At 58.7% G+C, this 25,349-nt stretch carries 24 protein-coding genes and 1 tRNA gene; 7 read left to right on the forward strand and 18 right to left on the reverse strand.

Annotated elements, in window-relative coordinates; translation table 11 throughout:
- On the reverse strand, window positions 1–480 hold the full coding sequence (locus tag C1I89_RS14240) for a carboxymuconolactone decarboxylase family protein (RefSeq protein ID WP_102773414.1): 480 nt from the start codon (window positions 478–480) through the stop codon (window positions 1–3).
- A gap of 197 nt (window positions 481–677) precedes the next feature.
- Complete coding sequence (locus C1I89_RS14245; protein WP_102773415.1) at window positions 678–1,124, reverse strand: DoxX family protein; 447 nt, start codon at window positions 1,122–1,124, stop codon at window positions 678–680.
- An 85-nt stretch (window positions 1,125–1,209) separates the two neighbouring features.
- Between C1I89_RS14245 and soxR the strand changes: the two genes are divergently transcribed.
- Window positions 1,210–1,671 (forward strand): redox-sensitive transcriptional activator SoxR, encoded by a 462-nt coding sequence (gene soxR, locus C1I89_RS14250; protein WP_102773416.1) that lies wholly within the window; start codon window positions 1,210–1,212, stop codon window positions 1,669–1,671.
- A 389-nt stretch (window positions 1,672–2,060) separates the two neighbouring features.
- Here the strand turns inward: soxR and C1I89_RS14255 are convergent, their stop codons facing one another.
- The 11 genes from C1I89_RS14255 to C1I89_RS14305 form a co-directional block, all read right to left on the reverse strand.
- Window positions 2,061–5,864: an SIR2 family protein gene (locus C1I89_RS14255; RefSeq protein WP_102773540.1), complete on the reverse strand. Its 3,804-nt coding sequence runs from the start codon at window positions 5,862–5,864 to the stop codon at window positions 2,061–2,063.
- Window positions 5,865–6,111: 247 nt separating this feature from the next.
- Window positions 6,112–6,345, reverse strand: coding sequence for an antitoxin VbhA family protein (locus C1I89_RS14260; protein WP_050807714.1), 234 nt, complete (start codon window positions 6,343–6,345; stop codon window positions 6,112–6,114).
- Window positions 6,346–6,996: 651 nt separating this feature from the next.
- Complete coding sequence (locus C1I89_RS14265) at window positions 6,997–8,049, reverse strand: type IV secretion system protein (protein WP_006385710.1); 1,053 nt, start codon at window positions 8,047–8,049, stop codon at window positions 6,997–6,999.
- A gap of 1 nt (window position 8,050) precedes the next feature.
- Window positions 8,051–8,311 carry an EexN family lipoprotein gene (locus C1I89_RS14270; RefSeq protein ID WP_006385711.1) on the reverse strand — a complete coding sequence of 87 codons (261 nt, stop codon included), beginning with the start codon at window positions 8,309–8,311 and terminating at the stop codon, window positions 8,051–8,053.
- A complete protein-coding gene (locus C1I89_RS14275) occupies window positions 8,308–8,754 on the reverse strand; it encodes a hypothetical protein (RefSeq protein ID WP_006385712.1) in 447 nt (148 codons plus the stop codon). Before C1I89_RS14275 ends, C1I89_RS14270 begins: the two co-directional genes overlap by 4 nt.
- A gap of 10 nt (window positions 8,755–8,764) precedes the next feature.
- Window positions 8,765–9,490, reverse strand: coding sequence for a P-type DNA transfer protein VirB5 (gene virB5, locus C1I89_RS14280; RefSeq protein ID WP_006385713.1), 726 nt, complete (start codon window positions 9,488–9,490; stop codon window positions 8,765–8,767).
- A 256-nt stretch (window positions 9,491–9,746) separates the two neighbouring features.
- Complete coding sequence (locus C1I89_RS14285) at window positions 9,747–10,004, reverse strand: hypothetical protein (protein ID WP_231838575.1); 258 nt, start codon at window positions 10,002–10,004, stop codon at window positions 9,747–9,749.
- A gap of 25 nt (window positions 10,005–10,029) precedes the next feature.
- Entirely contained in the window at window positions 10,030–11,025 is a 996-nt protein-coding gene (locus C1I89_RS14290) for a relaxase/mobilization nuclease domain-containing protein (protein WP_006385715.1), read from the reverse strand.
- Complete coding sequence (locus tag C1I89_RS14295; RefSeq protein WP_033457332.1) at window positions 11,022–11,561, reverse strand: plasmid mobilization relaxosome protein MobC; 540 nt, start codon at window positions 11,559–11,561, stop codon at window positions 11,022–11,024. Before C1I89_RS14295 ends, C1I89_RS14290 begins: the two co-directional genes overlap by 4 nt.
- Entirely contained in the window at window positions 11,558–12,568 is a 1,011-nt protein-coding gene (locus C1I89_RS14300; RefSeq protein WP_102773417.1) for a hypothetical protein, read from the reverse strand. Before C1I89_RS14300 ends, C1I89_RS14295 begins: the two co-directional genes overlap by 4 nt.
- Window positions 12,565–12,792, reverse strand: coding sequence for a hypothetical protein (locus C1I89_RS14305; RefSeq protein WP_006385718.1), 228 nt, complete (start codon window positions 12,790–12,792; stop codon window positions 12,565–12,567). Before C1I89_RS14305 ends, C1I89_RS14300 begins: the two co-directional genes overlap by 4 nt.
- A gap of 465 nt (window positions 12,793–13,257) precedes the next feature.
- Between C1I89_RS14305 and C1I89_RS14310 the strand changes: the two genes are divergently transcribed.
- The 3 genes from C1I89_RS14310 to C1I89_RS34090 all read left to right on the forward strand — a co-directional run bounded on the left by C1I89_RS14310 (window position 13,258) and on the right by C1I89_RS34090 (window position 15,637).
- Window positions 13,258–13,962 carry a metallophosphoesterase gene (locus tag C1I89_RS14310; RefSeq protein ID WP_035182024.1) on the forward strand — a complete coding sequence of 235 codons (705 nt, stop codon included), beginning with the start codon at window positions 13,258–13,260 and terminating at the stop codon, window positions 13,960–13,962.
- A 411-nt stretch (window positions 13,963–14,373) separates the two neighbouring features.
- Window positions 14,374–14,673, forward strand: a complete 300-nt coding sequence (locus tag C1I89_RS14315; protein ID WP_080564224.1) for a hypothetical protein — start codon at window positions 14,374–14,376, stop codon at window positions 14,671–14,673.
- A gap of 97 nt (window positions 14,674–14,770) precedes the next feature.
- On the forward strand, window positions 14,771–15,637 hold the full coding sequence (locus C1I89_RS34090) for a hypothetical protein (RefSeq protein WP_130357495.1): 867 nt from the start codon (window positions 14,771–14,773) through the stop codon (window positions 15,635–15,637).
- A gap of 195 nt (window positions 15,638–15,832) precedes the next feature.
- Here the strand turns inward: C1I89_RS34090 and C1I89_RS34495 are convergent, their stop codons facing one another.
- The 4 genes from C1I89_RS34495 to C1I89_RS14335 all read right to left on the reverse strand — a co-directional run bounded on the left by C1I89_RS34495 (window position 15,833) and on the right by C1I89_RS14335 (window position 19,380).
- Window positions 15,833–16,459 (reverse strand): hypothetical protein, encoded by a 627-nt coding sequence (locus C1I89_RS34495; protein WP_173000023.1) that lies wholly within the window; start codon window positions 16,457–16,459, stop codon window positions 15,833–15,835.
- A 61-nt stretch (window positions 16,460–16,520) separates the two neighbouring features.
- The gene (locus tag C1I89_RS14325; RefSeq protein WP_102773418.1) at window positions 16,521–17,648 is read right to left on the reverse strand and encodes a site-specific integrase; all 1,128 of its coding nucleotides are present in this window, start codon (window positions 17,646–17,648) and stop codon (window positions 16,521–16,523) included.
- Window positions 17,649–17,782: 134 nt separating this feature from the next.
- Window positions 17,783–17,867: transfer RNA gene (locus C1I89_RS14330), tRNA-Leu, on the reverse strand.
- A gap of 115 nt (window positions 17,868–17,982) precedes the next feature.
- On the reverse strand, window positions 17,983–19,380 hold the full coding sequence (locus C1I89_RS14335; protein WP_102773419.1) for a uracil-xanthine permease family protein: 1,398 nt from the start codon (window positions 19,378–19,380) through the stop codon (window positions 17,983–17,985).
- Window positions 19,381–19,585: 205 nt separating this feature from the next.
- Here C1I89_RS14335 and htpG point away from each other — a divergent pair, with 205 nt between their 5' ends.
- The 3 genes from htpG to C1I89_RS14350 all read left to right on the forward strand — a co-directional run bounded on the left by htpG (window position 19,586) and on the right by C1I89_RS14350 (window position 23,222).
- Complete coding sequence (gene htpG, locus C1I89_RS14340) at window positions 19,586–21,484, forward strand: molecular chaperone HtpG (protein WP_102773420.1); 1,899 nt, start codon at window positions 19,586–19,588, stop codon at window positions 21,482–21,484.
- A gap of 200 nt (window positions 21,485–21,684) precedes the next feature.
- Window positions 21,685–21,954 carry a helix-turn-helix domain-containing protein gene (locus C1I89_RS14345; protein WP_102773421.1) on the forward strand — a complete coding sequence of 90 codons (270 nt, stop codon included), beginning with the start codon at window positions 21,685–21,687 and terminating at the stop codon, window positions 21,952–21,954.
- The gene (locus C1I89_RS14350; RefSeq protein WP_102773422.1) at window positions 21,951–23,222 is read left to right on the forward strand and encodes a type II toxin-antitoxin system HipA family toxin; all 1,272 of its coding nucleotides are present in this window, start codon (window positions 21,951–21,953) and stop codon (window positions 23,220–23,222) included. Before C1I89_RS14345 ends, C1I89_RS14350 begins: the two co-directional genes overlap by 4 nt.
- 6 nt (window positions 23,223–23,228) lie before the next feature.
- On the opposite strand, the gene C1I89_RS14355 is transcribed toward C1I89_RS14350, so the two are convergent.
- Window positions 23,229–25,340: an acetate--CoA ligase family protein gene (locus C1I89_RS14355; protein ID WP_102773423.1), complete on the reverse strand. Its 2,112-nt coding sequence runs from the start codon at window positions 25,338–25,340 to the stop codon at window positions 23,229–23,231.
- Window positions 25,341–25,349: the final 9 nt, after the last annotated feature.

Consider the following 25,349-nt stretch of genomic DNA (forward strand, 5'->3'; position numbering starts at 1 on the left):
TCAGTTGAACCTGGCCTTGTCCAGGCCGTATGCCTTGTCCGCCGAACCGGGCACCGTCCGGAAACCCACATTCAGGCGGTTCCAGCCGTTGATCGCCATGACCGCGAAGCTCAGGTCGGAGATCTCCTTTTCAGACAACTGCGTGCGTACGCGCTCGTACACCTCGTCGGGCACTCCATGGGCGCCCAGCATCGTCAGCGCCTCGGTCCAGGCCAGGCAGGCACGCTCGCGCGGCGAAAACTCGGTGGATTCCCGCCAGATCGCCACATGGTGCAGCCGCAACTCGCGCTCGCCGCGAATCTTGGCCTCTTTCACGTGCATATCCAGGCAGAACGCGCAGCCGTTGATCTGCGAGGCGCGGATCTCCACCAGGGACAGGATCGATTGCTCGATCGCGCCGGATTTCAAGAGCAGGCCGAACTCGACGAACTTCTTGAACAACTCGGGCGATTGCGCATAGGCATTCAGACGTTGACTCATGGTGATTCCCTCGATTGGTTGACTACGGACGCATCGTAGGGCGGGGAGGGAGGGGGCAGAAGGCCTGGGTGGGGGATCATCGTGTTGCCTTGATGGCAACAATCCTGGCGGGGGCGGACATGCCCCGCGCCCAGCCGACCGTGGCGGCCAATGCTGTAGTTGCAACCAGAATCGCCCGCCTTCTGGCTGCCTCTGCTTCAACGCGACGTCGCACCGTAATAGAGTTCCAGCGCCGTATGCAGGCGCCTGCGGGAGCGGCTGGCGATCGCAGCCGCCAGCAACCCTCCGGCAAGCGATATGTGCTCAAAGGCCCAGTACATGGCTTGCGTCGCCGCGGGCTCCTCGAGGGCCCAAAAGCGATGTACGACCAGAATGGTGAGCAGGAGAAACACGATCAGCGCCCCGGCTCCCAGCCATAGCGCACGGTCGATCAACAGTAGTACCGAGCCGCCCAGCAACACCGAGATGGTCGCTATGTTGAACAGCCAATCCGGCTGCAACCCGGCCGCGCGCATCTCAGCTTGCCCCCCTTGGAAATCAAGCAACTTGCTTAACCCGGATGAAATGAATACTGCCGCCAGCAGAATGCGCGCGAAGATCCACAGCCAGCGGCTGTCCAATATTTTGAAAATAAAGAGTTGCATGCGTGTTCACTGCAGAAGAATCGGATGAGCTTGCCAGGATGGGCGACGCGGACTATAAAACCTCAAGCAAACTTGAGGTCAAGCCGTGAACGTAAAGAAACCGATCGATTTTTCTCGCTTACTCACGGTCGGGGAGGTGGCCCATCGTGCCGGCGTGCCGGTTTCCACGATTCATTTCTATGAGACGAAAGGGCTGATCATAAGCACGCGCAACGCCGGCAACCAGCGTCGCTTCGCTTCAGTCGTATTGCGCCATATCGCAGTGATCAAGGTGGCTCAACGCACGGGCATTCCACTGGAGGAAATCAAGGAGGCCCTTGGTCGCTTCCCGGCGGGAAGCAAGCTCACTGCTGAGCAATGGCGGGAGTTGTCCTCGCACTGGCACGCGAGTCTGGACGAACGCATCAAGAAGCTGACGCGGCTTCGTGACGAACTGGATAGCTGTATCGGCTGCGGTTGCCTGTCGCTGGAAGAATGTCCCTTGCGTAATCCTCAGGATGCACTGGGGGCGGAAGGTCCGGGACCTCGCATTCTGGAACGGCCGTGACCGTCTTGCCTCTCATTGGTCGTCGATGAATCGGCGAGGCATGTTGTCAGGGCTTTCACCGTTTGGCATTGCGCCAGGGACGAAAAAAAACCGCAGAGTGTTGACTTCTGCGGGGATTGGAGCCTAACTCGGACTACTTCAGACTGTATTTTGGTGGTGGGGGCGGAATGGGACCGGCACGCCTTGCGGCGGGGGATTTTGAGTCGGTGATTTACAGTGTCTCTACAGGGAAATGGGGCGAATTCTAGCGTAGATTGAAATAGGTAAAACCAGTTTCAAATCAGTAGGTTAGCGTATTTTAGCTGGATTGGTGAAAACTGGTCACTGTACCTTTAGTGTACCGAATGAAGTGCGATCAAGGGGGGATAACAGCCAAAAAGCGTCGTTGGCTAGCTCCGCTCAATCAGGTCAATGAGCCGCAGATACCTACGATCACTCCTAAGTTTGGGGTCCACTTCTGCAATCAGGGAGACTACCTTTGGGAGTTCGTAGGGCAAACGAGTTAATGTACGCGGCGTCACTGTATCTATGAGATCAAGAGTGTCCTCAGGAAATTTTGCCGTTATCGGCGTTTCGCCATTTAATTCACGAGCAAAACGATAGAGTGGATTACTGCTGCTCTCAATGGGTACAAGGAATTGTTTTACAGCATAATAAACGACCGGAAAGTAATCACCGGTATCATCCAAAAGCCCGATCCAAGCGTTTACTGAGGAAGACGTACGATAGACTCGCTCTCGTGGCCAGACACTCTGTAAAAAAGGCACCACTAATTTCTTCCACCCATTCTCATTTTTCTGACCGACTTTACCCAGCCAAAAAATAAGGCTATTGCGCACCTCATCCGGCATGAGACGCAATGCTGCACGCATTTCACGGTTGGTAAGCCCTTCGGGCGTGCCTTGTCTGAATATGCACGTCCATCCTAGCCACTGCGCCGCGGTTCGTGCATAGTCTGTATCCCAAGCCTGTTGGTTAATCCAGGGAAATAGTTCGAGCAGCAACGGTTTTATAATCCGTACCAATGGCCTCGATGGTACATTTTGCGCACTTAGAAATCCGTTCCAAGCAGGCTCTGCCATATGATGATCGAACGCTAGCATTGGTACAAACTGCTTCTCAGTCCAGTTCGGGTCTACATACATTAGCCAGTTGAGCTTGCTCGTTGTAATAGATACGGCGTGGTCAGTACCCTCTCCTGGTGCAGACAATAAGCGTCCTATACGTTCCTTAATATGCTCAGGTATCAGTGATCCCGCTTCCTGCGTCTCGCCAGGAACCGCCTGAAAAAGTGCTTCCGTACACATCCCAATTGGGCCATTGATAGCGTAGTCATAGGTGCGTCGAGACCGTTCGACAACTTGTCCACCTTGATGTATTTGACCTAGACCACTCTCCGTACTTTTTTCTCCACCATCTAGCAATCCATCCATAACGTGGTCAAAGACCGCCCAGCCAAGCTCGTGATCAAAATCAAGAAGGTCGGTTAGTTTTTTTTCTATCCATCGGGCAAGTGTGTGTCTTAACTCGTGGACTACAGGCCGAGGCAATTTCGTAAGCCGCTTTAAGAACACTCTTTTGAGTCGAGGTGAAATCTGATCCGGCATTTCATTAATGATTGCAGACCAGAACGGCTCTGGATAGTCGCCTTTTTTTCCTGCTGAGGTCAGGCCCGCCAGTGCTTTACGAGGATTGGTTTTGACCAAGCCAGTAAACGGGCGTTTTTCTGTAAAACTGCGAAACTCACGTTCCAAATCATTTCTAGCCCTGGGAACAATTTCATTGGCTGGCAGACTTAATAGAGCATCGGGCGCCTCATCAGTGCCTACCCACCCCGTATAAGAGCCATGTAACTTAACGATTGAAGCAGCCCAGCCATCGTTCCAATTCTCAATGCCGGAGATTATTTGGGATAATCTCCGACTTTGTTCCGGACAGAGTTCGCAACCCTGAAGTTCTAGGTAGCGTCCATATGTCGATGCGTACCTTGCGCGAATAGCCTCATACTCGTCCTCAGACCAATGAGTGAGTTGGTCGGGACCATTTAGTATTCTCTCCAATAAAAGCTGTCTGTTGCCCGTCGTGAATTCTGTCCAACGGTCGCTCATTAAGAACAACAGCTCGCGAACGTTGTTGCTATCCCAAAATGCTTCTTGATCGAAGTTTAAAATGTGGCAGGCAGCTTCATTAGCGTCAAACAACGAAATTTTGGCTAAAGCGTATATTTTAAATTTTCGAAAGAAGAATCGATCGTCGACGGGCCACGTTAAAGCATGGCCACGGGCGATAGAGGGAGATTGATCCGCTAATCTATCAAATAGATGCAGAAAGAGTTCCGCCGTGCTTGTGGCGTCCGAATGATAGTTTTCTCCGTCAACTTCGCGATTGGGATAGCAGGTAGGGCACTTAAAATACTTGTTCTCTATATCACCAAGCAATCCCGATGCGACTACGAATTGGTCCTGTAAAATGCCAAAGACTTGTGGTAATACCTCGTCCGGTACTTCCAGGTTTTCGTTATGTCGTTCTAGAAACTTGATTTCGAATTTTCCCAGGTGGCCTAAGCTGAGCGAGTCCCAGTCTTTTTCTGGTGGTCGTACGGACGCGATTCCGTATGGGGATGTAACCCTCAATCTTGGATTGCAAATGCGACGAAAGTCACGAAGGACGCTGCTGGTCCATCCCTCTCTCGCGATACGTTTCTTTATGGCGAACCAACGCCCATCCCAGGCCTGATTTCGATGGTCTCTATGGTGTTCGAGTATTAATCCCCAGGAATGCCTAGCCCGTTTATGAAGATCGGTCCTCTGCTCGATCTGCCACTCAATTTGTTGTAAAAGGCTGGGATGAAGGCCATTCTGCCGTGCTGCCCACCATGCCAATGTTGGACTCTCAATTGACTTGCCGATCCAAGCTGATAAATATAAAAGCCTCGGCGGTACAAATTCATACCCTCCGGTTTGGCGTTCTGTAAGACGATGAGATGTCGGAGGGTTGTCGTCACCGTAGCGCCACATTAGAAGGTTTTCATTGCTGACACCACGTCTGTAGTCGTCGTCAGTAATGTGCCGCAGATCGTCGTCCAATCCATAGGCAAGCATAGGATAAAAGGTTTCAGCATTTTCACCATACCCTTTACTCTCCTTAGCTGAACGAACGTTCGCATCCATGACACATATCCATTCTGGGTGTGCAGGAGGAGCCATTTCGGAGAATAGCTTGGCGCCTTGCACAGATCGCAATACATGGGCGACCTGCCCCCGCTCGTGGCTTAGAAGGCTTTTGGGATCTCGTCTCGCCGTCTGAATGACGGAGGCTCGCCAATTTCTAGGGTTGTCAGCACGTTCCGCCCAGGCTGCCATTGTTTGCCAAAAATGGTCATGATCGGCATAAGCGATGGCCGAAACACCACGGTCACGCCACTTCGCCTCGACGTCCTCCGGTCGACCTATATCAAAAGCAAATAACCGCGATCGGTCATACTGGCCGTCATGGTTCAAGCCTTGTAGGAGGTACTTAATCGGTGGATCCTCGGCCTGATAGCCGACTAAAACTACTGTGTATCGATCTAAGAGGTTTCTGATGAAGTTTGTGGCCCAAGCTTCGGACAGATATGCTCGTCCAAAATCGGCACTGCTTAGAACATAAGGATGTTGTTGCTCATCGGCGCCGGCCAGCCGTCCATGTAAGTACGTAATCCCTTCGATAGATGCTCCGAACGCTAAATCGGGAAACGCAGGCGGGATGTGAACAGTCAGTTCGTCGTTTAGCTCGAACAGCGTGTCAAAATTGGTGGTAACGACCTGTGGAATGCCATTGAGGCTAGATGATATACGCTTAATAAGACTGTGGTGGTATCCAATGCCGGTAGTAGTGGCAGACGGTGCGGTAAGTCGTTGCATGACCAGCGCGTTAACTTCAGTCTTCCCATATTCCTGATGAAGCAAATTAAAAACTTGGTCCAAAGGGATGGTTGGTCCGCTAGGGTCATCGAGCCATGGTTGAAAAGCTCGCATGACTCCCGAGTCTTTTGGTGGATCAAAAAACTCAATTATGTGTTGTGTGAGACCTATAAAGCTCGGCATTCCTGATGGAATAGATACCCCGGCGCCACAGAGAAAAACAACTCGGCCTTCATCACGACGATCAAGAAGACCATCGGGGATCGGGGGGCCGTCAGCATGAAACCTCATGTCCTCATATCCTTCTAAAGCGCTCTGTGTGTATCTACCGCTTAATTGCCATATCTTCCGCTTTCCGCTTGCAACCTCTTTTGATGAAGCGACTAGCTTCGGACTGGTTATCTCGAAATGCTTCCGACCGGTTCTGCAACTGCTTATCCCGGATAAATTGAACATTCGAGTGGGCCTAGACGCACCTGTGCGACAAAAACCGGCGACAGCCTATCCTGCACTAGTCCCCAAATCCTAAATTTCTTCGTCATGACGAAGACTTTGGGAGTGCTAATGCGTCAGCGCGCGGCTGCACAAACTCTTGCAGGCTCATCTGACCATCGACGAAACGCTGAGCGTGGGCCTCATCTGCTTCACTGAGCGAGAAACCTTCTAGACCGACGGAGGCCCGCGCATAGTTAACTGCCGATTGCCGGCGGCTGCGTTCGGTATCCGATATGGTTTTGTGGGGCTGTTGCCTGCATTTACCCTTGCCAGCCATGGTGTCTCCTTGCCGTAGGTAACTCGATCTTACAAGAAGTATGGGTAATTTGGTTTAGGTACACGTAGCCACAGAGGTGGTGCGCTGAAATTGTCTTGTTTTACCTGCTATGGACGCCAGTATCGGCTGCGTACTAGCCGTAGTTTCCAAAGAGGCTTTTGCCTCTCTGGACTCTCCACCCTCGCCGGCGGGAGCCTCGGGAGCAGGGGTTGCGGGCCCTTGGCCCGGAACTCCTGCCCCCGGGCATAGCGTGGGGCGCTTCCGCCGCGTCAAGGGGCCGTGTCCTCGCCCTGTGGGCTGCGGGCCGCACCAACCCCTTGACCCGTCATCCGCTTGACAGCACCGCTACTGACGCCGTTTGGCCGGAAGAGGCGTCAAGGGCGGGACCGGAAGCCGCAGCCCGAAGCGCAGCGCAGGGAACGGGTGAGGATCCCGGGCGAAGCCTTCACCCTTGATGCCTCTGGAAGCCATGCAGCCTGTCGGCGGGGGAGGAACAAGGCGAAGCCGCTGGGCCTGCCCCCGCGGCCAGTCCGGCAAGAACGGACGCGGGATGCAACCGAAGGGGTTGCCCAAGCGTAGCGCGGAGATATGTGCGCCCATGAATCAAAAGGCCTCGCTGATGACGAGGCCTATGCGGACCCAACATGCACATCACTTACCGTTGACGGAGCCGCCCGTTGCCGATCCCCAGTTCTTGCCCATGTTCTGCAAGACGTGTTGCCGATAGGCTGGATTCCACATGGTGTTGCCTGCGATCATGTGGTTGGTTCGGCCAGCAGTAACCATCATGCCCGACTGCATATCGCGGCGAGTCGTCTTAGGATTCACCACGTTGCCAATACCCTGCGCCATGCTCCTGAATGTCACAGCGTCAAAGGCGATGCCGCCAGCCAGTCTCGCCCCTAGGCCACTCGTTTTTCTTTGCGCGAAGAAGATGATCAAGGCAAGAACGATGATCTGCACAAACGAATTGATGGGATTGTCCGTGGTCGTACTTATTACCCTGTCGAACAGCGCCTTGAATAGCGCCACACCGACAGACACGACAACCATTGTGATGGCAATTTCAAGGATGTAGGCCAGCGCCTGCTCAAACCATTTGTCGAACCATTTCGCGGTGACTGGAAACATTAGCGCCGCGATAAATAGTGGTCCGAGACCAAGCATTATTCCGAGACCGAGCTTTGCCATGATGATGGTCGCGGCCGCAGGCAAATGAATAAGAAACACGGCAATGGCCATCATGAGTGCATTCAGGGCATCCCAGAACATATGACCTAGTTCGTAGAACTCGCGCTTTGCGACTTTGCCTAGCATGTCGTAAGCCACGTTAAGCCCTTTGTCCGCCGAGTTATCCAGCACCTGATAGATGCTTGTCGCTTGAGCGTTAGACGTGGACATGATGTCGGCGAGACCTGTCTCCAGGCCTTGAATGGCCGACACAACAGTGGCGGTGTAAGAATCAGCTGTCATGCAGAATGCCGTGATGATGAGGATCTTCATGCACTGCTTGATGAAGGTCTGAAAGGGAGCTTCAACCGCGCCCGCGCTGATGGCGTAGCCAGTCAAGGTGATGTACAGCGTGACGCCGGTCAGCATCAGCATTTGAAAGCCGAGGATGACGTTCGAAGCGGTTTCCGATACGAAGGTGTTCAGCATCGCATCGACGCTGCTGCCTATCCACTGGAATAAGGCGAATCCCATGTTATTGACCTCCCTTGAGCGGATTGATCGGTGTCAGGTCGACATAGCCTCGCTTGTCGACGGCCAGATGGTTTGCCGCTGTTTTGGCGTTGATGCAGTTGGCGGACGCGGCGAGCTCGCCAGGACTGGCTTCGCATTTCGCGATCATCGCGTTGCGTTCGGGGGCATGCGCCTTGTACCAATCGACGGTTTGAACGGCGGTGTTGTCGCCGCAAGCTGCGAGCGTGAGTGTGATGAAGAAAGGGAAGAGGATGCTTTTCATTTGTGTGCCTCGCGTGCGTTGATGATGTCGAGTGCGTGGGCCACTTCGGTGGCCTCAATGATCCGTAACGCTGCGAGGGTTCGCACGACACTTTCGCGCATGCCGCCCCATGTCGGCTGTGTGAAGCGATTCGGCGCATTTGTCCAAACGATGCCGATGCACGCAATGGATGTGACGGCAGACAGGATGATGTTCATCCAAGGCGGCAACGGTTCTTCATCAATGAACGGCAGTGTGAATCCAAACCAGCCCATAGCAGCGTAGTAGGCCGTGAAAGCAGCCATACCGATAGCCACGACATCCAGGCTTCTCATCAGCGGCGCACGCCGCAAAAGCTCTCGGTAATACTCGGGACTCAGGCGGCGAGCGCAAGCCCAGAAGCGATAGATGGCAAGGCATAGCGTTACCACTGGAACCAGTGTGATTGCGTAGAACGGAGCCATGATGTTCTCCTTAGCGTGCAAGCGGGTTGAAGACTTGAAGAGTGGGGTAGCCCCGTTGATCAACAATCTTTGCGTTGATCTCCTTCCGCCGTTGCTGCTGTAGGCGGTCTTCGGCTGCCGCGACCATCTGGTACATCTGTAGCTTGGTCTGCTCGTTCTGAATCATGGCCTGCTCGGCTGCGATGCGGCCTTGAAGTTCAGCAATGGCTTTCGGGTCCTGCGTTTGGTTGATCTGCTGCATCAACTGGTCGATTTGACTGAGGCGGTTTTTCGCCGCGTCGTAGGCATCGAGCGCAAAGGCTTTGTCTTGCGCGCCTTTGACGGCTTGCGCTTCGCAGTTGGTGCGCTGCTCTGTCGAGGCAAAGCCGGTGCATGCGTCATAAACCTTGTTGTTGTCGTAGATGGCTTCAGCGCGCCCGCTCAGGCCGGCATAGCCGCCTGATTTCACGCTGTCATAGACGTCTTGCCAGTCTTGCGGCAGGTAGTCACGCAGCTGCGGGTTGTTGAACAGTTCGCCCATGCCGCGCGCGCCAGTGACCGCAGCGTATTGCTGCTTCATCTGGTCGATCTGGCTGACCATCTGGTCGTACTGCATCTTCCACTTCGCCATCGTTTCGATCTGGTTTTCCGCGCTCTTGGCGATGGAAGCGCCATCTGTCACGGGGATTTGTGCGAAGGCGGCCGACGACGCGGCAATGCCGACGGCCAGAATGCAAGAGGCTGATAGTTTCTTCATGTTCGCCACTCCTGAGAGGTTGAGGGCGAACGTAGGACCGTGCTGTCCGGTCTGTCGGTCTGTTCAGGGACCGCGCCCAGTACGACAAAGCGTTCTTGGGGCGACTAAGCGGCCGATCTGCTCTCGGCGGTCGGAACCCTTCTTTTCGGGTCGGCACCCGGTACGCTAGGCGTCCTTGGGGCGGTGCAACGTTCGTTGTGGTTAAAGGTACAACCGAAGTTGATTGTACTTAGGGTAAATGCAAAGTAGTTTCCGACTACGGCGACCACGCGCGACGGTCAATGATGATGCGGTCCGATAGATACGAGATGTTCGCCAGTTCCGCCAAGGCCATTTCTACGGTTCGGAACCGGTACGGTCGACCCTTGTCGTCCATGACGCGGTGCTCTGTAGTGCCGTCCTGCACGGCCAAGGCAAAGCCCTTCCAGTAGTGCGCATACAGAATGACCTGTACATCACCGGTGCGCGCTGGATCATCACAGTAGTCTTGCAGCGCGTCGTAGCGTAAAGCCATCTTATGGTCCTTCTTGCGCAATCAATCAACGGCTCAGGTCGCCTTTGCCTGGATGGTTGGTCTTGTCCTGTTGCTGGACATCCTTGATCACTTCTGTGCTGCGCTGGCTACGCTGTGGGACCTGTAGCGTCCTGTCCTGCGAGGGATCAAGGAACCGAACAATTTCCAGGGCAAGCGATTTGTCCTCCATGCCACCAGCGGCCAAGGCTTTCGCAATGTGCCCGTAGCCATTCCTGATGGTACGTGAAACGCCGGAAAGCTTGCGTTGTTCCCGCTCGGCCGCCTTAGTGCTCTTGCCGCGCTTGGCGGCATGTCGCGTCGCCTGCTTGACCGTAGTGTGCGTGTTAGACCGTGCCCTACGCGGTGTGGCATTGGCCTCGATGCCTTGTTCACGCAGCGCCTCGGCGAAGCGTTCCCTCCATCGTTGCAGGTCCGCCTTTCGTGGGTTGAGCCGGCTACCGTCGAGACCGAGCGCCTTAACGCAAAGGTGGCCGTGGGGATGGGCTTCGTCGTCATGGATGGCGAAGACATACGCGTGGTTGGCGCCGAACTCCGTTTTCGCGAATGCACGGATAGCGTCATTCACTGCGCGTCGATCGGTGCCGGGTGGCATGGACAGCACGATATTGAACGTTTCACGGCGCGAGCCGTTATCAGGCAACCCGTACTGGCCGCTTTTCCATTCGTCGCGCACGTCCTGCACGGCCTCACGGCCAAGGATGACTTCACCGTCTTCATTCTCCAACGCTACCAGGCCGTTGCGCGATATGTAGTCGAGGTGCGCTTTCACCTGCGCGATGCCTTTGCCACCGCCGGAGATTTTCACCATGACTTCGGGCGCTTTGCGAGTGGTCAGCATCAACTTGTCGCGTACCCGGGCGCTGCCGGTCAATAGCAGAGGCGTAGAGGGCGGCGAAGTACGTGATCGCGTCACCGTGCGCTTAATGCCTTGGCTGGTCACGGGCTTGGTATAGATGCGTTCGCCCCAGTCCTTCAAAATTCCATCGATGACCAGACTCATTCCAGCCTCCAGCGGTCAATGTTGGCGCGCATGATGTCTGCCACCCGCGCGGTGTGGGTTTTGATATGACGGGTCAGTGTGTCGATACGCTCAGCGGTTACCACCGTCTCCAGCGCGCGTCCTGCGTTCATATGCCGGGCGATCTGGTTCAGGTTGCGACCGATTGCCAGCAGCCGTGAATTCGATTCGCCCAGCGTCCGTAGCTCTGTCATGCCGAACTGCGGTTCGCCGCTGAGATTGGCCCGTATCAGGTGGATGACCCAGCGATTGGCTGACATGCCCTGCTGCAAGGCTAGTGCTTCGATACGGGCATATTCCGTCTCGGTCAGGCGGAGTTCCAAGCGGCGACGCGAAGTATCGGGCTGCTCGTGTTTTGATGGAGTGGGCGAAGCGTCCGTTGCCGAACCGTTGAGAAGGCGGACAATGATCTGCCGCAGGCCGTCGCTGGGCGTGCTGCCTTGTCGAAGACAAAGTGCCTGCCAACGCTGCTTCAGATCACCATCCAGGCGGATGCTGAGTGTGGTCTTGCGCGTCATTTCGGCATCCTCGTATGCAGCTCCAGTTGGGCTTTGATTTCTTGAAGCCGGGCTTGGGATTCAGCTTTGCTGAGTGATGCTGATTCCGAAGCGCGCGACATATCTTGGGTCGCTGCCAGGCGTTCTCTTCTGGTCGCTATCGGGATGCCAGCAGACGGCACGAATCCCCCTGTGCGGTGGCGTTCAAGGATTCCTTTGAAATAGGCGACCTTCGTCTTTCTGATGGTTCCGGGTGTCTTGATGGCCCCGTCCAGTTCGTCAAGCAATGCTTGCGCATCAGCTGATTGGACGTCGGTAAGCAAGTTTTGGATCGACAGTTTCTCAGCGGGGACCAGCGCGGTAGGGTACTGAAGATCGTCGTCGGTTCTCGTTGTAGTAGTAGGGTTATAGATAGGGTTAGTGTTAGTAGTAGTGTTACCCGGCCCCCTGCCCATACCCTGGTGATAGGCTGTCGCTGGGGTATGCCCGTTGCTAATCGATTGATTTCTATGGATGTCTTTTGCTTCGGCCGGAATGGACGTCCGGCCGTCGTCTGGGCCCGCATAGGGTGTCGATAGCCTATATGGACCGTATCCAAGGGCTTTGGCTACCGTATTGCGCAGCGGATCCTCGGTAGGCAGTCGATCGATAAAGTCATTCACGTAAGCGTCACGCCAGCCTTGGGGTAGTGCCGCTATTTGCTCGAGTGTCTTTTTCCTAAGGGTTGTTGCCACTGCCATCTTGGCGGAATTGTGGTCCCACCAATCTTTGATCCAAATGTAATTCGCCTGCGGGTCAAAATCCAAGATGCCAGCATCGATGAGACGACGCATCACTGGCATTAGTTGTGAATCGGGGTCCCAGCCCATTTCTGAGGCTGCAACGCGAATGACGATTTCGTAGGCGCCGATGACATTGCTGAATGGCGATGTCAGGAAATAGAACAGCGCATAGCGGTCTTCGACCGTGCAGCCTGACAGGCGATTTGAGCGCCATATCTGGTCGTTGATGGTTCTTTGCCGACTCATGCGCGCGGCCCCCGCGTAGCGACCTCTGCGGGCGTGATTTCATCGTCTGCCGGCTGTTCCAGATTCAGGGCTTCTGTGACCTGCATCGTCCGAAAATAAACGCGGCGGCCGACCCGCAGCATGGCCGGTTTCAGCTTGCGTGAAAAGTCGGTATCGGTATAAAGCGCCATGCGGACGCCATCCGGAGATCGGCCTAGCAAGGTGGCAACGTCAACGATGCTCATCAACGGCCCAAACCGTCCCAACAAATATTCTCCAGTAGTCATTCCTATGCCTCACAAGTTCACCGTAGGTAATGCCAGTCTTTACCGTGAAGGCATGGTTGTCAAACTTAAGTCATTGATTTTAAAGACCAAAATAGGGTGTCTATGAAAACCAAGATTAGGCATCGCCAAATGCCAAGATATGGCACATTGGTTTTTTTGCGATGAAGCGATCAAGCAAAATAAATCTAGAAATCATGGGCTTAGGCGCGGTCAGAGATGTGCTCTGATTTCCGCGTCTGAAGCGTCGGTGGACAGGGAAAAATTTTGTGGAAAATTACCAACGATGTGAGCATGCTCACGCTGTTGGCTCGCATTCGAAGTGATGGCACTAGGATCAGCGGATTACGTGTCACGCGGTCGTGAAGAGCCAAGTATCATGGGACATGCATGACAAGTCGTTAGGGAGCTATATGGAACCTTGGAATGACGTCCGGTAATGTCCGAGTCCGGCGCTTTCAATTGAATGCCAGCGGCCGTGATTTTGCGGTGGGTGACATCCACGGTCATTTTGGTCGCCTTGAGGTCGCGCTGGCTGCCGTAAGGTTCTCGCCAGAAAAGGACCGATTGTTTTCCGTGGGGGACCTTGTGGACCGAGGTCCTGAGTCAGCCGATGTTCTGAAATGGTTGGAGCGCCCGTGGTTTCACGCGATCTGTGGGAATCACGACCTGATGACGTGGCGACGGGCGATGGGCAATCCGATTCCGGACGTCGATCATCGCGTGCACGGCGGCGGATGGTTGGATGCCTGTGCCGGCGATGTTCGTGAACGCATTGCGGCCTGCTTGAGTGCCTTGCCGCTGGCTATCGAGGTGGAAACGCCGAGTGGTGTAGTGGGTATGGTTCACGCCGACTTCCCCTATGACGATTGGCAGGCCATTCATGGCGCTACTTTCAGCCCGGAGGATGAGGATGCCTGCCTATGGTCCGTAGACCGCTATCGAATGCAGTATTCCCAGCCTGTCCGCAATGTACGTGCGGTAGTCCATGGACATATGACGCTACGCAAGCCTGCACAGCTTGGCAACGTTTACTACATCGATACAGGTGGATGGCAGGATGCGGGGCGGTTCACGTTGCTGGATTTGCACACGCTTAAGTGGTGGCCACGCCACTCGGTCGCCGCGTAGGTGGGGCTGATTCGCTCAGGAAGACATAAGACCGAGTTCGGCCAAGAGCGGACAGTCCTGGCATCCGTAGATCTTGAGGTTTTAAGAGACAGTGGAAGATTTTTCGCGGAGGCTGTGACAGTAGAGTCGTCCGGCTCATAACCGCATATCCTGGTGCAAGTCCGGGCACGCTCCGCACCTTCTCAACCCTTAGCTTTTTCGGTCTGTTTCATTCGCTTCGCGCAAAGGTTTTGGCTTGAAGCGTCGCGGCTTTCTCAAGCATAGCGCCTACAGCTATCATTCAGTTTCGTTCCGCCGGGTTGAAGGTCTCAACACCTAACCCGGCGGTCAAGCGGACTTGCTACGCAAGCCGCATACCTTGTGCGTTAGGTTTACCCCAGTGCAAGTGGGTTTCAATAAAAGGAAAAATCAATGGCTTACGGAGTCGTTTGCACTTTTGACCTGAAAAATGCATCCAGCACGGACTATCAAAATGCATATTCTGATCTTGAGGCGCTCGGCCTCAAGCGCGCACAGGCAAATAGCAGTGGAGGTGAAACTGTTATTCCTACAACAACGGTTCTTGGCTCATACAACGGCGAGAGCGCAGCATCTGTTCGAGACCATGTTCGCACAAAGGTGCAGGCCGCTTTCAAGGCTCGCGGCTTGCGCTCTGAGATTTTCGTTGTTGTGGGAGGGCAAGACTGGACTTGGGGATCCACAACATCCTGAAGACTAGAAAATGCACGTTCACCGCATTTACCTCACCATTAGCTCAAGCCGAGCGCCTTCGGCGGCGGCTTGGCTTGTTCGTCAGGTTGCATAGAAAGTGATCGAAATCCTCAAAAGTTTGGATTCACGGGAACTCGCAACAGCGATTTGGCTCGGTATTTTTATTGTTTGGTGCCTGACAAAGCCAGGCGTACGCAAGAGCTTCGGAAGCGTACTTTCGGCGGCGACTGCTCGCCCAATCGTAATAGCTTTCTTTCTCGCAATAGCATATCTGGTGGCCGTGACGGTAATATTGCGTCACTTTGATTTGTGGACGCTCAAGCAATTCAAGATCACGGCACTATGGCTCGTTGTCGCCGGTATTCCGGCTCTCGCGGACACCCCTGAAATCAGCAGAAATCCAAGTTTGCTTAAAACCGCTGTTGCGAAGAACTTCAAGTTGTCTCTGCTTCTAGATTTCTTTATCAATCTTTTCAAGCTTCCACTGCTTGGCGAGCTCATCTTTGTTCCATTTACAGCGCTGCTTGGCGGCTTGCTGGCCGTAGCACAAAGCGATGATAAATATGCCCCCGCCCACAAATTTCTCAACGGAGTTTTGATTGTCATGGGCCTAGGATTTCTGGTATTTGAAAGCTATAAGGTTCTAACAAGTTTTGACACAATCGCCCATCTAGATACGTTGCGTGATTTCATACTACCGGTCATCTACAACATTGCATTCATTCCTCTTCTCTGGGCAATGAGTATCTACGTAGCATATGAGTCTGTGTTCGTTCGGCTGAGATTCGTCATCAAAGATCAAACGCTGCATTCCTACGCAAGGCGCAAGCTAATCACTGGCTTCCGCACCGACATTGGTGCATTAAACGCATGGTTCAAGGAAGCCTGGTCGGGCGCATTTACTTCCCGCAGCGACGTAGCTCAATCAATCGCAGCTATCGAAAGGTCACGAGATGCAGCCTAACAATTTATTCAAGCCGAACCCGCTTCGCGGGTCGGCTTAATTAAGGTGTTATGTGCTTATTTCCATATAAATCATTCGCTGACCAGTTTGGGTGGTTCCGCGCCCCCCAACCGCCTCGCAGATTGGCGTAGCCCCAAAGAGAAGGCCCTTCACTCAAGGTGAAAGGCCTTTCGTTTTACAGCTGGCTCAGGGTTATTATCCGCGCTTGAACAGGCGCTCGTGCATCCATCCATCGTTGGTCAGGATGACAGCCGCTTTACCCTGTATATCTCCCTGGGTCTGTTCCGCAAAATTCTTGTAATTGGCACGCATGCCTTCCGATTTGGCCCAGTCATCTGCACCTTCTACCTTGTAGCGGTAGTTCACCTGCGACAGCTTTACGCCCATCATGTCGCTGGGTTCAGTGAAGTTGCTCACTTCCACAACGGTGTACTTTCCGGTGCAGAAGGCATCTTGTCCAGCCATCGTGTTGGCACCATTGGCGACGAGGAACTTCTTGCCGGTGTCGGTGACTTGGTATTCGGTGGCCGGCTCCATCTTGTTGCCGAATATGGCTTTGACTTCGGTGTCTCGCTTCGTCAGCAGCCCGGCATCGACTAGCGCGTCGGCGCGCTTCTTGCTCTGACCGCCCAGCATGTCTTGATTCGCCAGGGTGAACGGCAAGCCCTTTGCGGGAATCGCAGCGCACAGGCCCTTCTGAGTATCCAGGTATGCCTGTATGGCCTTGCTGAAGTTGCTCTTGTTGGCGTCCTTGGCGCTGCCGCACGCGGCAAGGGTAAGGGCAAGGCTGCTGATGGCGACGATCTTGATAGCGGTATGCAAAACTAGCTTCCTCCGTAGGTTAAGACAATCGGTTATTCATTATGGCAACGCGATGGGGCGATTATGCGTTGTTCTCTGTTTGGGAGTCGGCCTCACTCCGTTGTTTAGAAGTGGACGGCGCGCGACGCGCGAGGCGGTCCAGCTTCTGCACCAGATCTTCGGCCCGCAGGTGCGTATAGCGCTTGAGCATCTGCATCGACTTGTGGCCGCTGATGGCCGACACCTCCTGATCGCTCAAGCCGGCTTCCACGAACCGGCTGACAGCCTCGTGTCGCAGGTCGTGAAAGCGGAAGTCTTCAAGGCCCGCTGCTCGCTTGGCATCGGTCCATGCTTTGTCGAACAGGTAGGGGCGTCGTATGCCATCCCGGCCAGGTTCGCCGAAGAACACCAGTTCGGTTTCGGCTGGGCGCACGGGGTTGGCAAGGGCCTCGGTGAACACGCGCGTTGCCTCGGCAGTCAGAGGAACGGTGCGGGGAGAAGAGTTCTTGGTGTGCTCCAGCCGCACGACGCGCCGCTCGATGTCCACTTGCCGAATACGCAGCGTCGCAATCTCGGACAGCCGCATGCCGGTTTGAACGGCAATGCGGACGATCCATCCGAACATCGGGTTCGAGTGCTTATCGACTGCTTGTAGCAGGCGGGTCTGTTCTTCGGGAGTCAATCGCCGGTTGCGGCCCGAGCCTGGGGCAGGGCGGCGAATGTTGGACACGGGATTGAAGGGCAGACCGATGCCCCACTCCTTGATCGCGACGGTGAACAGGTGGCCCAGCAGTGCCAGTTCCAAGCGTACCGTGTTGTTACTGCGAGGTCGTAGTTTGCCCTTCTCGTCCGGGTCGCCGGCCAGTCGCATGTCACGGAACTGCGCCACGATCTCGGCGTTCAGGGCGGCCAGCGAGTACTTGCCAAGATGCCGGATGATGACCTGTGCTTTCTTGTGTTCGCCGGCTTGGGTCGAGGCTCGCTTGGTGGGCGTGACTTCCTTGAGGTAGCGGGTCAGCGCCGCTTCGACGGTCATGCGCTCGGCCGGTGCTCGCTGGATGTATACGCCGCGCACCATTTCGTCTTCGGTACGGCGCGCCCAGTCTTCGGCGTCGCGCTTGGTACGGAACGTCTTGGCCGTGGCCGGCCAGCCGGTCTTACGAATGAGGGCTTTCCAAGTGCCCGAGGAAGTCTTAACAATCGTAGCCATGAGTACTCCGTATGGGGCTAGCGCCGCATCACTGTACCGAAACTGTACCTGACCACAATTTTAGGAAAATCCCCCGGTGCGGGGCTTGTACTGCGAAATCTTCTAATGGCTTGAATTAGCAGAAGATTTGGGGATGGTGCCCGGGGCCGGAATCGAACCGGCACGCCTTGCGGCGGGGGATTTTGAGTCCCCTGCGTCTACCAATTTCACCACCCGGGCTAGGAGGTCGCGCACGCGTACTGATGACGGTCGCGGGAGATGCGAAGACGGCGATTATATGCGGTCTGGGGGAAATTGTCAGGCAAGGGGCCGAGCCCCTTGCCTGGCGGGGCGCTTACGCCGGCTTCTTTTCGGGCAGGAACCAGTTCATGACCAGGGCGCAGATGCCGCCGGTGGCGACGCCGGATTCGAGGATGTTTTTCACGGCGTGGGGCAGGTGCGAGAGGATCTCGGGCACTTGCGAGACGCCCAGGCCCAGCGCCAGGGAGACGGCGATGATGAGCAGGGCGCGGCGGTCGAGCTGGATGCCGGCCAGGATGTTGATGCCGGAGGCGGCGACGGCGCCGAACATGACCATGGCGGCACCGCCCAGCACGGGTTCGGGCACGGCTTGCAGGATGCCGGCGACGGCGGGGAAGAGGCCCAGCAGGATCAGCATGCCGGCGATCCAGACGCCGACGTGGCGGCTGGCGATGCCGGTGAGCTGGATGACGCCGTTGTTCTGCGCGAAGACGGAGCTGGGGAAGGTGTTGAATATGCCGGCCAGCAGGGAGTTGGCGCCGTTGACCAGCACGCCGCCCTTGATGCGCTGCATCCACAGCGGGCCTTCGACGGGCTGCTTGGAGACCTTGCTGGTGGCGGTGACGTCGCCGATGGCTTCCAGCGAGGTGACCAGGTAGATGATGAGCATGGGCACGAACAGCGGCCACGAGAAGCCCAGGCCGAAGTGCAGCGGGGTGGGGATCTGGAACAGGGCGGCTTCGCGCGCGCCGGTGAAGTCCAGGCGGCCCATGTAGGCGGCGGCGAGGTAGCCGACGGCCAGGGCCAGCACCAGGGCGGTGCTGCGGACCCAGACGACGGGCACGCGGTTGAGCAGGACGATGGTGCCCAGGACCAGGCCGGACAGGGTGAGGTTTTCGGCGCTGGCGAAGGTGCCGTTGGACATGGCGCTGTAGCCGCCGCCCATGCTGATGAGGCCGACCTTGATGAGGGTCAGGCCGATGAGCAGCACGACGATGCCGGTGACCAGCGGGGTGATGAGACGCTTGACGAAGGGCAGGATGCGGCTGATGCCCATTTCGACGAAGGAGCCGGCGATGACGACGCCGAAGATGGCGGCCATGACGGCTTCGACCGGGGTGCCTTGCTTGACCATGACCGAGCCGCCGGCGATCAGCGGGCCGACGAAGTTGAAGCTGGTGCCCTGCACGATGAGCAGGCCGGCGCCCAGCGGGCCGAACCGGCGGCACTGGACGTAGGTGGCGATGCCGGAGATCACCAGCGACATGGACACGATCAGGGTGGTGTCGCGGCTGGGGACGTCCAGGGCCTGGCAGATCAGCAGGCCGGGGGTGACGATGGGGACCAGGATGGCGAGCAGGTGCTGCAGGGCCGCGAGAAAGGCGATGGGCGGCGCGGGGCGGTCGTCGGGGCCGTAGACCAGGTCGTGGCTGGGTTCGTCGGCGTCGGAGGCGCCGTGGGATACGGGCTGGGCAAGGGAGGCGGATTGCATGGCGGAGGGCCGGCCGGGGCGGGATGCGGGAAGAAAGTGCGGGATTTTAGCGGGTAAGGACCCGCGGCGCCCCTGGGGCGGGCGCCCGGGTCTTGAAAAAGCGACATAGACCTTCATATAGGCAGGGTTTCCCGGCGACCGCGCGGGCGCGAGCCCCGGTGACGGGATTATTTGTCCCTAATATTTTTGACCTTTACGTAAAACCATGAGCCAAACCGCCACGTCTTCCGCGTCCGAAACCCTGGGGTTCCAGGCCGAGGTGAAGCAGCTGCTGCACCTGATGATCCATTCGCTGTACAGCAACAAGGAAATTTTCCTGCGCGAGCTGGTGTCGAACGCATCGGACGCCTGCGACAAGCTGCGCTTCGAGGCCATCGACCGTCCCGAGCTGCTCGAAGGAGACGGCGAGCTGGCGATCACGGTGGCCTACGACAAGGCGGCCCGCACGATCACGATTTCGGACAACGGCATCGGCCTGTCGCGTGAAGAGGCGGTGGCCAATCTGGGCACGATCGCGCGCTCGGGCACGCGCGAGTTCTTCTCGCAGCTGACGGGCGACAAGCAGAAGGATGCGCAGCTGATCGGCCAGTTCGGCGTGGGCTTTTATTCTTCGTTCATCGTGGCCGACAAGGTGACGGTGCTGAGCCGCCGCGCCGGCGGCACGGAAGCGATCCAGTGGGAATCGGACGGCCAGGGCGAGTTCACGATCGCCGCGGCCGAGAAGGCCACGCGCGGCACCGACGTGACGCTGCACCTGCGCGCCGACGAGGACGAGCTGCTCAACGGCTGGAAGCTGCGCGAGATCCTGCGCCGCTATTCCGATCACATCTCGCTGCCCATCCGCATGGCCAAGGAAGAGTGGGACCAGGAGAAGGGCGAGCAGGTCAAGACGGAAGCGCTGGAGACGGTGAACCAGGCCAATGCGCTGTGGGCCCGCAGCAAGTCCGAGGTGACGGACGAGCAGTACCGCGAGTTCTACAAGACAGTGTCGCACGACTACGACGATCCGCTGGCCTGGACGCACAACCGCGTGGAAGGCCGCAGCGAATACACGCAGTTGCTGTACGTGCCCAAGCACGCGCCGATGGACCTGTGGGACCGCGACGGCCGCCGCGGCGTGAAGCTGTACGTCAAGCGCGTGTTCATCATGGACGACGCCGACCAGCTGCTGCCGTCCTATCTGCGCTTCGTGCGCGGGGTGATCGATTCGGCGGACCTGCCGCTGAACGTGTCGCGCGAGATCCTGCAGGAAAGCCGCGACGTGCGCGCGATCCGCGAGGGCTCGGCCAAGCGCGTGCTGTCTCTGCTGGAGGATATGGCCGAGAACAAGAAGGAAGACTACGCGACGTTCTGGTCTGAGTTCGGCCAGGTGCTGAAGGAAGGCGCGGGCGAGGACCACGCCAACCTGGAGCGCATCGCCAAGCTGATGCGCTTCGCGTCCACGCATACCGGCGACCAGGCGCAGACCGTGTCCTTCGCCGACTACGTGTCGCGCATGAAGGAAGGCCAGGACAAGATCTACTACGTGACGGCCGATACGTTCGCCGCCGCCAGCAACAGCCCGCACCTGGAGATCTTCCGCAAGAAGGGCATCGAGGTGCTGCTGCTGTCGGATCGCGTGGACGAGTGGATGCTGTCCTACCTGCGCGAGTTCGACGGCAAGTCGCTGGTGTCGGTGGCCAAGGGCGGCCTGGACCTGGCCGAGCTGGCCGACGAGGAAGAAAAGAAGCACCAGGCCGAAGTGGCCGAGGACTTCAAGCCGCTGGTCGAGCGCCTGCAGAAGACGCTGGAAGACCAGGTCAAGGAAGTGCGCGTGACGCTGCGCCTGGTGGATTCGCCGGCTTGCGTGGTGGTGGGCCAGAACGAACTGAGCCCGCACCTGCTGCGCATGCTGAAGGCGGCCGGCCAGGAAGCGCCCAACGTCAAGCCGGTGCTGGAGATCAACCCCGAGCATCCGCTGCTGGCGCGCATCCGCGCGGCCGAAGATGGCGAGTTCGACCAGTGGGCCCGGCTGCTGCTGGACCAGGCCCTGCTGGCCGAAGGCGCGCAGATCGCCGACCCGGCGGCTTTCGTGAAGCGTTTGAACGCGCTGCTGCTGAAGTAAGCGGCTGGCGGGTTTGATGGAAGAGGGCGTCCTTGGGACGCCCTTTTTTCATACGCCTTTCCTATGGAAACGAATTACCGCTCGGTAATTTTGCCGATCCAATAGGCAATAGTCCTGGATTTATTCCCGATCGGTAATTTTATGGCCCTGGCTGCGCCCGGTTTTCCTTAGAATTACCGTACGGTAATTCGGAGGCGTTCATGAATACAGAGACTATTCCCCCGCCCCTGGCCGGCGAGGCCGGGGTGCCGATACGCACGTCGGCCGAACTGGGCGAACTGGTCAAGGTCGTCAGGCGTTCGCAGGGTTTGCTCCAGGCGGACCTGGCGGGCTTGTCCGGCACAGGCAACCGCTATGTCGTGGACCTGGAGCGCGGCAAGCCGACGCTGCAATTGCAGAAGGTGCTGGACGTGTTGGATCTGCTGGGCCTGGAGGTCCGGCTGTCGGCCAAGCGCCCGAACGTGCCATGAACGCCGCCGACGCCTTGGATGTCTATCGGGCCGATCAATTGGTTGGCCGGTTGTTCGATGAGCGGCCGTTGCGCTTCGTCTACGACGAGGCCTGGCTGGGCCGGCCGGACGCGTGCGCGATTTCGCCGACGTTGCCGTTGACCGCACAGGGGCAGGCAGGCGAGGCCGTGCATGCCTTTTTCGAGAACCTGCTGCCCGAGGGGCAGGTGCGTGAGTTTCTGCAAGTCAGCCGTCATTCCACAACGGTGTTCGGTCTGCTGCGCAGTGTCGGCGGCGATACCGCCAGCGGTTTGACCTTGCTGCCGCGCGGCGAGCGGCCGGCGCCGGCGCGATACCGCAGCGTCACGTGGCGGGAGCTCGGCGCCCGTTTGCAGGACATGGCGCTGCCCGCGCTGATTGCCGAGAACGAAGGCGGTGCGCGGATTTCGCTCGCCGGTGCGCAGGACAAGCTGCTGGTGCACATCCAGCCGGACGGCTCGCTCGGAATTCCCGAGGGCGCGGCGCCGTCTTCGCACATTCTCAAGCCGGATATCCGCGGCTTTGGCAAGGTATGGGGATCGGCGTTGAATGAAACCCTGGTGATGCAATTGGCTCATCGGTTGGGCCTGGGCGCAGCGCCGGCCACCTATCAACCCGACACGCGCGCTTGCCTGGTCGCCCGCTATGACCGCGAGCCGGATGGCAAGGGCGGCCTGCGCCGTCTGCATCAATTGGATCTTTGCCAGCTTGCCGGCACGCCGTCGGACGTGAAGTACGAGTCCGACGGCGGACCCACGCTGGCGCAGTGCCGGGCGCTGCTCGGGGCGATGGGGGTGGGCGCGGCAGACCTGAAGCGCTTGCTGCAATGGGTGTTCTTCAATCTGTACGTCGGCAACAACGATAGCCACGCCAAGAACCTGTCGGTGCTGCAGACGCCCATGGGCGGCTACCGGCTGGCGCCGTTCTACGACCTGATGTGCACCGCCATCTATCCCGGGTTGTCGCGTCGTTTCGCGTTTGCGATCGGCGGCGAGAGAAGGCCGGGCGCTATTGCCGCCGGCCATTTGCAGGGCATGGCGCGAGAGCTGGGCTTCGCGCCGCGCTATGTCATGGCGGTCGGGCAGGCGCTGGTCGGCGAACTGCCCGGCGCGCTGCAACAGGTGCAGGCCGGGTTGCTCGCGCAGACCACGGCCGCAGCAGAGCGCACGCTGCTCGAGCGTCTTGGGCGCTGGATCAGGTCCAACGCTCGCCGGCACGCGCATCGCTGGGGCATGGCCGTGCAGGGCTGAGCGGTTTCAGCGGTTCAATCCTGCCCGCATCACCACCGCATCCAACGCCAGCGCGCCCTGGCCCGCCGGCAGCGCAAGCAGCGGATTGATCTCCACCGAACTGAAGTCGTCCCGCCGCGCGTGGGCGAAGCGCGACAGGGCCGCCAGTGCGTCGGCCAGCGCGTCGACGTCGCAGGGCGGGGTGCCGCGCGCGCCTTGCAGCAGGGCGTAGCCCTTGATTTCGCGGATCATGGCCAGGGCTTCGTCGCGGCCGAAGGGGGCCAGGCGGAAGCTGACGTCCTTGAGGACTTCGACGAAGACGCCGCCCAGGCCGAACATGACCACCGGGCCGAACACCGGATCGCAGTGCACGCCGGCGATGCATTCCACGCCCTTGGGCGCCATGGGCGCGACCAGCACGCCGTCGATGCGCGCCTCGGGCGCGTGGCGGCGCACCGCGTCCAGGATGTCGGCGTGGGCGCGGCGCAGGGCGTCTTCGCCAGCGACGTTGAGCTTTACGCCGCCCACGTCGCTTTTGTGCACGATGTCGGGCGATACGATTTTCAGGGCCACGGGGCCGTCCAGTTCGGCCGCGGCGCGCACGGCCGCGTCGGCGTCGGTGGCCAGGATGCAGGGCGTGGCGGGCAGGCCGGCCCGGCGTAGCAGGTCCATGGCCTGGACTTCGTTGTAGGCGTCGAGCAGCGGGGGCGGGTCGTCCGAGGATGCGGCGGGTTCGGCGGCCGCGTCGGCGTGATCGGCCAGTTGGGCCACCGTGCCCAGGGTGCGGATGGCGGCGCTGGGGTCGGGGAACACCAGGCAGCCCAGGCGTTCGAGCTGGCGGCGGCGCTCGGGCGTGAAGAGCGCGCTGATGGCCAGCGGCACGCCGGGATGGCGGGCCTGCATTTCGCGGGCGAAATTTTCGAAGGTGGGCCAGAGAGCTTCGGAGGAGCCGGCGGCGGCCAGGAATACGGCCAGCGCGTCGTAGCGGCCGTCGGCCAGGATGTCGTCGGCGGTGGCCAGCAGCAGGCCCGGTTCGGAGATCGCCTGGCCGGTGACGTCGACGGGGTTGCGGGCGCTGGCGAAGGGCACTTGCGCGAGCAGCCGGGCCTGGGCCGCGGCGGCGGGCTCGGGCAGCGCGAGGCCGGCGTCCTGGGCTTCGTCGGCCATCAGCGCGCCCACGCCGCCGGAGATGGTGAAGATGCCCAGGCGCCTGCCGGCGGGCGGACGCGGCCAGGTGTCGAGGGCGTAGCCCAGGTTGAAGAATTCTTCGATGGTGCGCGCGCGCAGGGCGCCGTATTGGCGGAACAGCGCGTCGTAGACGGCGTCGTCGCCGGCCAGCGCGGCGGTGTGCGAGGCGGCGGCCTGCGCGCCGGCCTGGGTGCGGCCGATCTTGGTGACCACCACGGGCTTGCCGGCCGCGCGCGCCGCGGCCAGGGCGCGGCGCAGCTTGGCGCCGTCGCGGCAGCCTTCCATGTAGGCCATGATGACGCGGGTGTCGGCGTCGTGGGCCAGCCATTCGATGCAGTCGGCGACGTCGATGTCGGCTTCGTTGCCGGTGCTGATCCAGTGCGACAGGCCCAGGCCGCGTTCGCGCGCCATGCTGTAGGCATAGGCGCCGAAGGCGCCGCTCTGCGACACCATGGCGATGCCGCCGGCGGGCACCGCGCCGTTGGCGGGCGCGGGCGAGAAGGTGGCGTAGACCTTGCGCCGCACGTTCATGAAGCCCAGGCAGTTGGGGCCCAGCAGCCGGATGCCGCGTTCGCGCGCGATGCCGCAAAGGCGTTGCTGCTGTTCGGCTCCGGCCGCGCCGGTTTCGGCGTAGCCGGAGGTGAAGATCACGGCGGCGCCGAGCTGGCCGGGGCGGGCGCTTTGCAGCGCCTGCGCCGCGTGGGCCGCGGGCACGGCCAGGATGGCCAGGTCGACGTCCTGGTCCAGCGCGTTCAGCGAGGGCGCCGCGGCCAGGCCCTGGATGGTGTCGGCGCGCGGGTTGACGGGGATGATGCGGCCTTCGTAGCCGTGCTGGCGCAGCAGCGTGACCGGCATGGCGCCGATCTTGCCCGGCGTGGCCGAGGCGCCCACGATGGCGATGCTGCGCGGGTCGAAGAGGCGGGACAGGGTGGGGTCGGGAAGCTGGATCATGATGCGGGC

It is taken from the genome of Achromobacter pulmonis (assembly GCF_002885955.2).
Taxonomy (GTDB): Bacteria; Pseudomonadota; Gammaproteobacteria; order Burkholderiales; family Burkholderiaceae_B; genus Achromobacter; species Achromobacter pulmonis_A.

Bases quoted from the DNA above. Each gene is read 5' to 3' on its own strand.
- C1I89_RS14240 (WP_102773414.1), bottom strand. From the start codon at position 480: ATGAGTCAACGTCTGAATGCCTATGCGCAATCGCCCGAGTTGTTCAAG.
- C1I89_RS14245 (WP_102773415.1), bottom strand. From the start codon at position 1,124: ATGCAACTCTTTATTTTCAAAATATTGGACAGCCGCTGGCTGTGGATC.
- C1I89_RS14255 (WP_102773540.1), bottom strand. From the start codon at position 5,864: ATGAGGTTTCATGCTGACGGCCCCCCGATCCCCGATGGTCTTCTTGAT.
- C1I89_RS14260 (WP_050807714.1), bottom strand. From the start codon at position 6,345: ATGGCTGGCAAGGGTAAATGCAGGCAACAGCCCCACAAAACCATATCG.
- C1I89_RS14265 (WP_006385710.1), bottom strand. From the start codon at position 8,049: ATGGGATTCGCCTTATTCCAGTGGATAGGCAGCAGCGTCGATGCGATG.
- C1I89_RS14270 (WP_006385711.1), bottom strand. From the start codon at position 8,311: ATGAAAAGCATCCTCTTCCCTTTCTTCATCACACTCACGCTCGCAGCT.
- C1I89_RS14275 (WP_006385712.1), bottom strand. From the start codon at position 8,754: ATGGCTCCGTTCTACGCAATCACACTGGTTCCAGTGGTAACGCTATGC.
- virB5 (WP_006385713.1), bottom strand. From the start codon at position 9,490: ATGAAGAAACTATCAGCCTCTTGCATTCTGGCCGTCGGCATTGCCGCG.
- C1I89_RS14285 (WP_231838575.1), bottom strand. From the start codon at position 10,004: ATGGCTTTACGCTACGACGCGCTGCAAGACTACTGTGATGATCCAGCG.
- C1I89_RS14290 (WP_006385715.1), bottom strand. From the start codon at position 11,025: ATGAGTCTGGTCATCGATGGAATTTTGAAGGACTGGGGCGAACGCATC.
- C1I89_RS14295 (WP_033457332.1), bottom strand. From the start codon at position 11,561: ATGACGCGCAAGACCACACTCAGCATCCGCCTGGATGGTGATCTGAAG.
- C1I89_RS14300 (WP_102773417.1), bottom strand. From the start codon at position 12,568: ATGAGTCGGCAAAGAACCATCAACGACCAGATATGGCGCTCAAATCGC.
- C1I89_RS14305 (WP_006385718.1), bottom strand. From the start codon at position 12,792: ATGAGCATCGTTGACGTTGCCACCTTGCTAGGCCGATCTCCGGATGGC.
- C1I89_RS14310 (WP_035182024.1), top strand. From the start codon at position 13,258: ATGACGTCCGGTAATGTCCGAGTCCGGCGCTTTCAATTGAATGCCAGC.
- C1I89_RS14315 (WP_080564224.1), top strand. From the start codon at position 14,374: ATGGCTTACGGAGTCGTTTGCACTTTTGACCTGAAAAATGCATCCAGC.
- C1I89_RS14325 (WP_102773418.1), bottom strand. From the start codon at position 17,648: ATGGCTACGATTGTTAAGACTTCCTCGGGCACTTGGAAAGCCCTCATT.
- C1I89_RS14335 (WP_102773419.1), bottom strand. From the start codon at position 19,380: ATGCAATCCGCCTCCCTTGCCCAGCCCGTATCCCACGGCGCCTCCGAC.
- htpG (WP_102773420.1), top strand. From the start codon at position 19,586: ATGAGCCAAACCGCCACGTCTTCCGCGTCCGAAACCCTGGGGTTCCAG.
- C1I89_RS14345 (WP_102773421.1), top strand. From the start codon at position 21,685: ATGAATACAGAGACTATTCCCCCGCCCCTGGCCGGCGAGGCCGGGGTG.
- C1I89_RS14350 (WP_102773422.1), top strand. From the start codon at position 21,951: ATGAACGCCGCCGACGCCTTGGATGTCTATCGGGCCGATCAATTGGTT.
- C1I89_RS14355 (WP_102773423.1), bottom strand. From the start codon at position 25,340: ATGATCCAGCTTCCCGACCCCACCCTGTCCCGCCTCTTCGACCCGCGC.